Source organism: Hydrogenophaga electricum (assembly GCF_030160815.1).
Taxonomy (GTDB): Bacteria; Pseudomonadota; Gammaproteobacteria; order Burkholderiales; family Burkholderiaceae_C; genus Hydrogenophaga; species Hydrogenophaga electricum.
Genome location: NZ_BSPB01000095.1, coordinates 1 through 7,110 on the forward strand (window position 1 = coordinate 1; position 7,110 = coordinate 7,110).

Here is a 7,110-nt window from a genome sequence, read left to right on the forward strand (position 1 = left end):
CTTGTGCATGCGCACTCATCGAAGGCGCGCGTAACCGTTCGGGCTTCACGAAGACCAGCGCGGCGGCCGTGCGTTCTGTACTCAGTCACGGGCTCGAGCACCCCAGCCGCTACCAAACTGCACGGGCCGGTCTGGCCACCTCAACGGCGGCCACACTCTACCGCGCCAGTCAGATATGAAGATACAAGCCCCGCCCGCAGCACCCTCAGCGCACCGGCGGCAGCAGGCTGTGCGAAGCGGCCTCGCGCAAAGTGGCCGAGATGGCCTCCAGCACGTCGGAGTTGAGGTTCCAGCAATGCCAGAACAGCGCCACCCCCAACTGGTGGCGCGGCGCGATGTTCACCAGTTCCCCGCGCGCCAGCGCATCGCGCACGATGAGTTCGGGCACCACGCTGACGCCCCAGCCGGCCCGCACAGCCCGCACCTGGCCTTCACTGGACGGCACGAACAGCTGCTTGAGCATCACGCGCGGCAGCCCGAAGGCCCGGCTCACGAAGCCGTGCTGCAGGTGGTCCTTGCGGTTGAAGGCCACGAACGGCATTTTGTGAAAGTTGTGCGCCGTCAGGCCCGCCGGGCAATGCACGGCGGCATAGGCGGCCGAAGCCACCGCCACGTAATTCATGGTGCCCAGCGACTCCATCTTGCAGCCGCGCAGCGACTGCCCCAGCGAGGTCACGCAGCCCAGTACCTGGCCTTCGCGCAGCCATTCGTGCGTGAATTCCTGATCGTCGGTGATGATCTCGATCGGCAGCCCGCCCTGCGCCAGCGCCCCCAGCGCGGGCAGCGCCCAGGTGGCGATGCTGTCGGCGTTGATGGCCACCGAAATGCGCTCTTCCTCGCGGCTGCTGCCGGCCGAGCTGGGCGCCAGTTCCTTGAGGTCGCGCTCCAGATCGGCGCGCAGCAGCCGCATCATCTTGGCGTGCTTGAGCATCAGCTGCCCGGCCTGCGTGGGCTTGAGCGGGCGGCTGCGCACGATGAGCACGGTGCCCACCTGGGCCTCCAGCGCCCGCAGCCGCTGCGACACCGCCGACTGCGTGATGGACAGGCGCTGCGCGGCGCGCTCGAAGCCGCCCTCTTCGATGATGGCGGCCAGACATTCGAGCGCGTCGGGGTCGAAGGTGCTCATGTTTGAGTATCAGTTATTCTGATGTTTCTAATTTTAGTTTAATTCGTCTTCACTTTCGGAAGGCTTTTTTCCATACTCGCGCCCATCGTCCTTTCTGGCTGGAGCGCCACATGCAAGTCGTCGTTTTGGGTGCGGGTGTCATTGGTGTCAGCACCGCCTGGCACCTGCTGCAACGGGGTCACGAGGTCACGCTGGTGGACCGCCAGGCCGACGCGGCGCTGGAAACCAGCTTCGGCAATGCGGCGCAGATTTCGGTGAGCTACTGCGAACCCTGGGCCAACCGCGAAGCGCCGCTGAAAGCGCTGAAGTGGCTGTTCGACCCCGAGGGCCCGCTCAAATTCCGGCCGCAGCTCGACCCGGCGCAGTGGCTCTGGGGCCTGCAGTTCCTGGCCCAGTGCAACGACGCCGCGTTCGAACGCAACGTCGCGCAACTGGTGGCCCTGGGCAGTTACAGCCACAGCGCGCTCAAGGACATGATCGCCACCACCGGCATCGAATTCAACCGCCTGACCAAGGGCATCGCCCACTACTACACCAGCCAGCAGTCGTTCGACGCTGCCGGCAACGCCGCCGACCTGATGCGCCGCCACGGTGTCAACCGCCGCGTGGTCGACCGCGACGAGTTGCTGCGCATCGAGCCGGCGCTGCGCGCCTTCGGCGACCGCATCGTGGGCGGCACGTACACCGAGTCTGACGAATCCGGCGACTGCCGCGTGTTCACCCAGGCGCTGCTGCAGCGCGCCCAACTCAAAGGCCTGCAGACGCTGATGTCGCACGACATCGTCCGCCTTCAGGCGCAGGGCGGACAGGCCCGGGGCGTGGTGGTGCGCGACCGCACCAGCGGCATCACCCGCACACTGCACGCCGATGCCTACGTGGTGGCCTGCGGTTCGTACTCGCCGGCCCTGCTGCGCCAGGTGGGCGTGCGCGCGCCGATCTATCCGGGCAAGGGTTACAGCGCCACGCTGCCGCTGCTGCGCCCGCAGGACGCCCCGCAGGTCAGCCTGCTGGACGACCAGCTCAAGGTGGCGATGTCGCGCCTGGGCAACCACCTGCGCATCGCCGGCACGATCGAGGTCGGGGGCTACGACCTCTCGCTGGACACGCCGCTGGCGCGCACCCGCGCCCGCATGCTGGTGCGCCGCATCGAGGAGGTGTTCCCCGGCGTGGCCGACACGCGCACGCCCGAAGAAGGCGGCGATCCGCAGTTCTGGTGTGGCCTGCGCCCGGCCACCCCGACCAACATTCCGTTGATCGGCCGCACCGCGGTGCAGGGCCTGTGGGTCAACGCCGGCCACGGCACGCTGGGCTGGACGCACGGCGCCGGCTCCGGCAAGGCCCTGGCCGAGCTGCTCAGCGGCGAGGTGCCGGCGATGGATTTCCGCTTCTGCGGCATGCCCCCCTCCGGCGCGAACGGCTCGCGCATGCGCCTGCACCAGGCCTGAGCCGATCCGGCCCACCGGCGCGGCTCAGCACCGGGTGTCAGCCGGTCTTGCGCAGTTGGACCGGCAGCGGCTGGGCCGCCGGCTCGGTCGGCCGCACGCGCTCGCTCATCCAGCGCAGCAGGTCCAGCCACATCTGGCGCATCTCGGCGTCCAGCGGCGTGCGGAACGCACTGGGCAATTCGATCGTGACCACCGGCATCCCTTTGTGCACGCCGCCGTAGTTGCCCAGGCTGCCGGGAAAGATGCCCACCTGGTCCAGGTAGAGCCGGCCCAGCCGCGCCGGCGGCACCGTGGGGCCGTCGAAGTCGAGCACGCCGTAGGGTGCATGGATGCTGACGATGAGGTCGGGCCGGAAGCGCTGCATCTCGTCGTGGAAGAACCGCGATTCGGGCTCCGACAACGGACTCGGGCCGGGCCAGCGGCGCGGGTCCTTGCGGGTGCGCTTTTCCCAGTAGACCTTGGCGTCGCGCTCCCAGTTGGGCGTGGGGAAGTTGCGGTTGAGGTCCACGCCGCGGGCGTTCATGCGACGGGCGGGTCGCGTCATCAGGCCATCGGGGTTGAGCGCAGGAATGAAGCGCCAGTGCGCGTTGGACGGCGTCTCCACCGCCCGCTGTATCCAGTGCAGCGCCAGCGAAGCCGAGGACAGCTCGTCCCCGTGCATGGCCCCCACCACGAGCACGCGGATACCGGGATCGGGGGCCACGACGTCGCGGTAGTAGAGCGTGCGCCCCTGCACCGACCGGCCCACGGTGGGCTTGAGCTGCGCCGACTGGCACAGCGGCGCCTTCACATTGGGCAGGCGTGCCACGAACTCGTGGCAGGGGTCGCTGCCCTGCACATCGGCCAGGGGATGCCCGGGGCCCCGTGCCAGCGGCTCGGCGCTCGGGCCCGCGGCCCAGCCGGCCACGGACAACAAAGCACCGGCCGCCGACACCAGCGCGCGGCGCAAAAAAGAGGGGGTCGTGAACATGGCCGCATTCTAGGGGGCCGACCCGGTGCACACCGGCGCCAGAGACCCGTTGCGACCCCGCATGGGCCGGGGAAAAAGCGGCGCTCAGTGCAGGCCCGGCAAGGGCTGCGGCGCGCGCTCGCGCAGGAAGTCGAGCAACAAGCCGTCAAACCGGTCGGGCGCTTCGAGCGGCATCAGGTGGCCGATGCCTGGCATCTCCACGCAGCGCCCGAGCGGGATCGCCGCCGCCATGGCCTGCAACCGCGCAGGTTCGGTCTCGCGGTCGAACGCCCCCGCCACCAGCAGGGTGGGCACGCGGATGTGGGCCAGGTCGGCCCGCCGGTCGAAGGTGGTGAAGCAGGCCAGCGCCCGCCGGTAGGTTGCCTCCGGCACCTCGGCCCCGGTGTGTTCGGCCAGGCGCAGGCCCTCGGGCAACGCCCCGGGGCCCACCAGTTGCGGCACCCGCTGCTGGGCCAGTTGGGCCATGTTCAGGCCGGTGGCGAGCGGCGCCAGCCGTGCGGTCACGAAGGCGTCGGCATCGCCGCTGAAGGCATCGGGACAACCGCACAGCACCAGCTTGCGCACCTTGTCGGGCCGGCGCGCCACCACCTCCTGCGCCACCATGCCGCCCATGCCATGCCCGACCAGGACCACGCTGTCGCACTGCAGCGCTTCGATCAGGCGCACGCAGGCCTGGGCCAAGCCTTTGAAGGTGTAGGGCTCGATGGGGGCACTGCGACCGTAACCGGGCATGTCCCAGGCCACCGCGCGGTAGCCGACTTCGGCCAGGGTCTCGACCTGGGGCGCAAAGGCGAGGTGCCCGCCATCGATGTCGTGCAGCATCAGCACGGTCGCGCCGCTGCCCAGGGTGGTGAAGGTCGGGATCATGGCCGCGCCCGGCGCCGCAGCCCGGGGATCGCCGTTGCTGGCATGTGTGCTCCTGGATTGGTGGGCCACCCACAGGGAAAGCCGAACACAGGCATTATTCACCCCTTGCCGACCTCAGCACCCATGTCACCCGCCCGCCTGCCCCACCCTTCCGCCCGCCCCCCGGCGTTTTCCCTGCCCGAATTCCGCGCTTCTCTGGGCATGTTCGCCACGGGCGTGACCATCGTCTCCGCGCGCGACGCCGATGGTCAGTTGGTGGGCCTGACGGCCAGTTCGTTCAACTCGGTGTCGCTGGACCCGCCGCTGGTGCTCTGGAGCCTGGCCCACACGGCCAGTTCGATGGCGGCGTTCGAAACCGGCCGCCACTACGCCATCAGCATCCTGGCGGCCGACCAGCAGGCGCTGGCCGAGCGCTTCGCGCAGCGCGGCGCCGACCGCTGGGCCGGTGTGGCCTTTACCGACGGCGCCAACGGCGCGCCGCTGATCGACGGCGCGGCCGCCACCTTCGAATGCTTCAACCGCAGCCGCTACACCGAAGGCGATCACATGATCTTCGTCGGCGAGGTCGAGCGCTGCGCCCACCGCGCCGGCGCGTCGCCGCTGCTGTATCACGGCGGGCGCTTCTACGCCGAACACCCGCTGTGAGCCAGCGCGCGGGCGCGCCGCTCAGGCCAAGCCGGTCTGGCGCTTCACCGCGTCTTCGTGCAGCGACTCGTTGAGCTGATCGACCACCAGGCTCCAGGACGCATCGGCGCGCAACTGCTCGCACAGCAACTGGCGCTGGCCGGCGTTCCAGTACGGCGCGTCGGCGATCTCCACGTCGGCCGGCAACTGGTGCGTCCGGATGAAGTCGGCAATCGCCGGCTCGCTGGCGTCCAGACCGAGCTGCAGAAAAAGATTGGTCATGCGGGGGGTGGCGTCGTTCACGAAAGGCTCCTGGCATCAACACGGCATACGCCCGCCGCAGCGGACGGGCATGAGAACAGACCCACCATTGTGCGACGGCGCGCCAGCCCGGGAAAACCGCGACAGCGTCCGGCGGCGGCCCCGGCTACCATCGCCCGCCATGACCGCCCGCAAGCCCCATCTCGACACCCTGGCCATCACCCTGCTGGTGGTGTGCTGCGCCTTCTGGGGCTTCCAGCAGATCCTGATCAAGTTCGCCGTGGCCGAAATCCCGCCGCTGTGGCAGGCCTCGCTGCGCATGGGCGGCGCCACGGTGCTGCTGGGGCTGTGGTGCGCCGTGCGCGGCGTGCCGCTGTTCCGGCGCGACGGCAGCCTGGGCGCCGGCCTGCTGGCCGGGCTGCTGTTTGCGGGCGAGTTCTGCTTCATCTACCTGGGCCTGCAGCACACCAGCGCATCGCGGCTGACGGTGTTCCTCTACACCAGCCCCTTCGTGGTGGCGCTGCTGCTGCCGCGCGTCGTGCCCAGCGAAACGCTGCGCCGCGTGCAGTGGATCGGGCTGGTGCTGGCCTTCGCGGCCGTGGCCGTGGCATTCAGCGAAGGCTTCCTCCACCCCTCGGCCCAGGCCGGCCAGTGGCGCGGCGATGCCATGGGCCTGGCCGCCGGCATCCTCTGGGGCCTGACCACGCTGACCATCCGCGCCAGCGTGCTGGCCAGCGCCAGCGCCGAAAAAACCCTGTTCTACCAGTTGGCCGTCACCGCGGTGGTGGCCCCCTTGCTGTCGCTCGCGCTGGGCGAGACCTGGTCGCTGGCCTATTCGCCGCTGGCCTGGGGCTCGGTGCTGCTGCAAACCACGGTGGGCGCCTTCGCCAGCTACCTGACCTGGATGTGGATGCTGCGCCACTACCCGGCCACGCAGATGGCCACCTTCACCTTCCTCACGCCCGTGTTTGCGCTGGTGTTCGGCGTGGTGCTGCTGGGCGAGCCGCTGACGGGGCAACTGCTGCTGGCGCTGGGCGGCGTGGCCGCGGGCATTGTGCTGGTGAGCCGAAGGGGGTGAGCAAGCCGACGGCCGCAGCCGTCACCCGCCGCGGGAGCGCACCCACGGCCCCACCGCGGCTGTGCGCGAGAACGCCCACCAGCCACCACGCTGTCCCCCGGTTTGGTGCCATAGTGCGTGCATGACCGATGCCCTGCACGCCCTGAGCGCCACCGAACTGATTTCCGCCTACCGCGCCGGCAGCCTCTCGCCGGTGGACGTGACCCAGGCGGTGCTGGCGCACATCGACCGCTGCGAGCCCGTGCTGTGCGCCACCTACGCGCTCGACGCCGACGCTGCCCTGGCCATGGCCCGCGCCTCGGAAGCGCGCTGGCGGGCCGGCCAGCCGATCACCGCCAACGGCGCGTGCATCGACGGCGTGCCGGTCACGATCAAGGAAAACATCGCCACGCGCGGCGTGCCGGTGCCGCTGGGCACGGCAGCCACCGATCTGGTGCCTGCCGCGCAGGATGCGCCCCCGGCAGCGCGTCTGCGCGAGGCCGGTGCGGTGTTCATCGCCAAGACCACGATGCCCGAATTCGGCATGCTGTCGTCCGGGCTGTCGAGCTTTCACGCGCTCGCGCGCAACCCCTGGAACCCGGCCATGAACTCCGGGGGCTCCAGCGCCGGCGCGGGGGCCGCCGGCGCCGCCGGCTACGGCCCGCTGCACATCGGCACCGACATCGGCGGCTCGGTGCGCCTGCCGGCGGCGTGGTGCGGGCTGGTCGGGCTCAAACCCAGCCTGGGCCGGGTGCCGATC

The 7,110-nt window shown here is 70.2% G+C and carries 8 protein-coding genes; 4 read left to right on the forward strand and 4 right to left on the reverse strand.

Translation table 11 applies throughout. The features are described from left to right. Positions 1 to 205 precede the first annotated feature (205 nt). Positions 206 to 1,126, reverse strand: a complete 921-nt coding sequence (locus tag QQK43_RS22365; protein WP_284309523.1) for a LysR family transcriptional regulator ArgP — start codon at positions 1,124 to 1,126, stop codon at positions 206 to 208. Between the two features lie 110 nt (positions 1,127 to 1,236). Between QQK43_RS22365 and QQK43_RS22370 the strand changes: the two genes are divergently transcribed. Continuing rightward, complete coding sequence (locus QQK43_RS22370; RefSeq protein ID WP_284309524.1) at positions 1,237 to 2,571, forward strand: D-amino acid dehydrogenase; 1,335 nt, start codon at positions 1,237 to 1,239, stop codon at positions 2,569 to 2,571. 37 nt (positions 2,572 to 2,608) lie between these two features. Here the strand turns inward: QQK43_RS22370 and QQK43_RS22375 are convergent, their stop codons facing one another. Next, positions 2,609 to 3,541, reverse strand: coding sequence for a M14 family zinc carboxypeptidase (locus QQK43_RS22375; RefSeq protein ID WP_284309525.1), 933 nt, complete (start codon positions 3,539 to 3,541; stop codon positions 2,609 to 2,611). A gap of 84 nt (positions 3,542 to 3,625) precedes the next feature. Continuing rightward, entirely contained in the window at positions 3,626 to 4,408 is a 783-nt protein-coding gene (locus QQK43_RS22380) for an alpha/beta fold hydrolase (protein ID WP_234267369.1), read from the reverse strand. Positions 4,409 to 4,531: 123 nt separating this feature from the next. On the opposite strand from QQK43_RS22380, the gene QQK43_RS22385 reads away from it, so the two are divergent. After that, positions 4,532 to 5,053, forward strand: coding sequence for a flavin reductase family protein (locus tag QQK43_RS22385; RefSeq protein ID WP_284309526.1), 522 nt, complete (start codon positions 4,532 to 4,534; stop codon positions 5,051 to 5,053). 21 nt (positions 5,054 to 5,074) lie between these two features. Here the strand turns inward: QQK43_RS22385 and QQK43_RS22390 are convergent, their stop codons facing one another. Beyond that, positions 5,075 to 5,314, reverse strand: coding sequence for a DUF2789 domain-containing protein (locus tag QQK43_RS22390; protein ID WP_267966555.1), 240 nt, complete (start codon positions 5,312 to 5,314; stop codon positions 5,075 to 5,077). Between the two features lie 160 nt (positions 5,315 to 5,474). Here QQK43_RS22390 and QQK43_RS22395 point away from each other — a divergent pair, with 160 nt between their 5' ends. Together QQK43_RS22395 and QQK43_RS22400 are read left to right on the forward strand one after the other, a co-directional pair. After that, positions 5,475 to 6,371, forward strand: a complete 897-nt coding sequence (locus tag QQK43_RS22395; RefSeq protein ID WP_284309527.1) for a DMT family transporter — start codon at positions 5,475 to 5,477, stop codon at positions 6,369 to 6,371. Between the two features lie 121 nt (positions 6,372 to 6,492). Continuing rightward, a partial coding sequence (locus tag QQK43_RS22400; protein ID WP_284309528.1) for an amidase family protein occupies positions 6,493 to 7,110 on the forward strand: 618 nt, incomplete at its 3' end.

Excerpts from the sequence above, each read along its gene's own strand:
- QQK43_RS22365 (WP_284309523.1), bottom strand. The coding sequence starts at position 1,126 with ATGAGCACCTTCGACCCCGACGCGCTCGAATGTCTGGCCGCCATCATC.
- QQK43_RS22370 (WP_284309524.1), top strand. The coding sequence starts at position 1,237 with ATGCAAGTCGTCGTTTTGGGTGCGGGTGTCATTGGTGTCAGCACCGCC.
- QQK43_RS22375 (WP_284309525.1), bottom strand. The coding sequence starts at position 3,541 with ATGTTCACGACCCCCTCTTTTTTGCGCCGCGCGCTGGTGTCGGCGGCC.
- QQK43_RS22380 (WP_234267369.1), bottom strand. The coding sequence starts at position 4,408 with ATGATCCCGACCTTCACCACCCTGGGCAGCGGCGCGACCGTGCTGATG.
- QQK43_RS22385 (WP_284309526.1), top strand. The coding sequence starts at position 4,532 with ATGTCACCCGCCCGCCTGCCCCACCCTTCCGCCCGCCCCCCGGCGTTT.
- QQK43_RS22390 (WP_267966555.1), bottom strand. The coding sequence starts at position 5,314 with ATGACCAATCTTTTTCTGCAGCTCGGTCTGGACGCCAGCGAGCCGGCG.
- QQK43_RS22395 (WP_284309527.1), top strand. The coding sequence starts at position 5,475 with ATGACCGCCCGCAAGCCCCATCTCGACACCCTGGCCATCACCCTGCTG.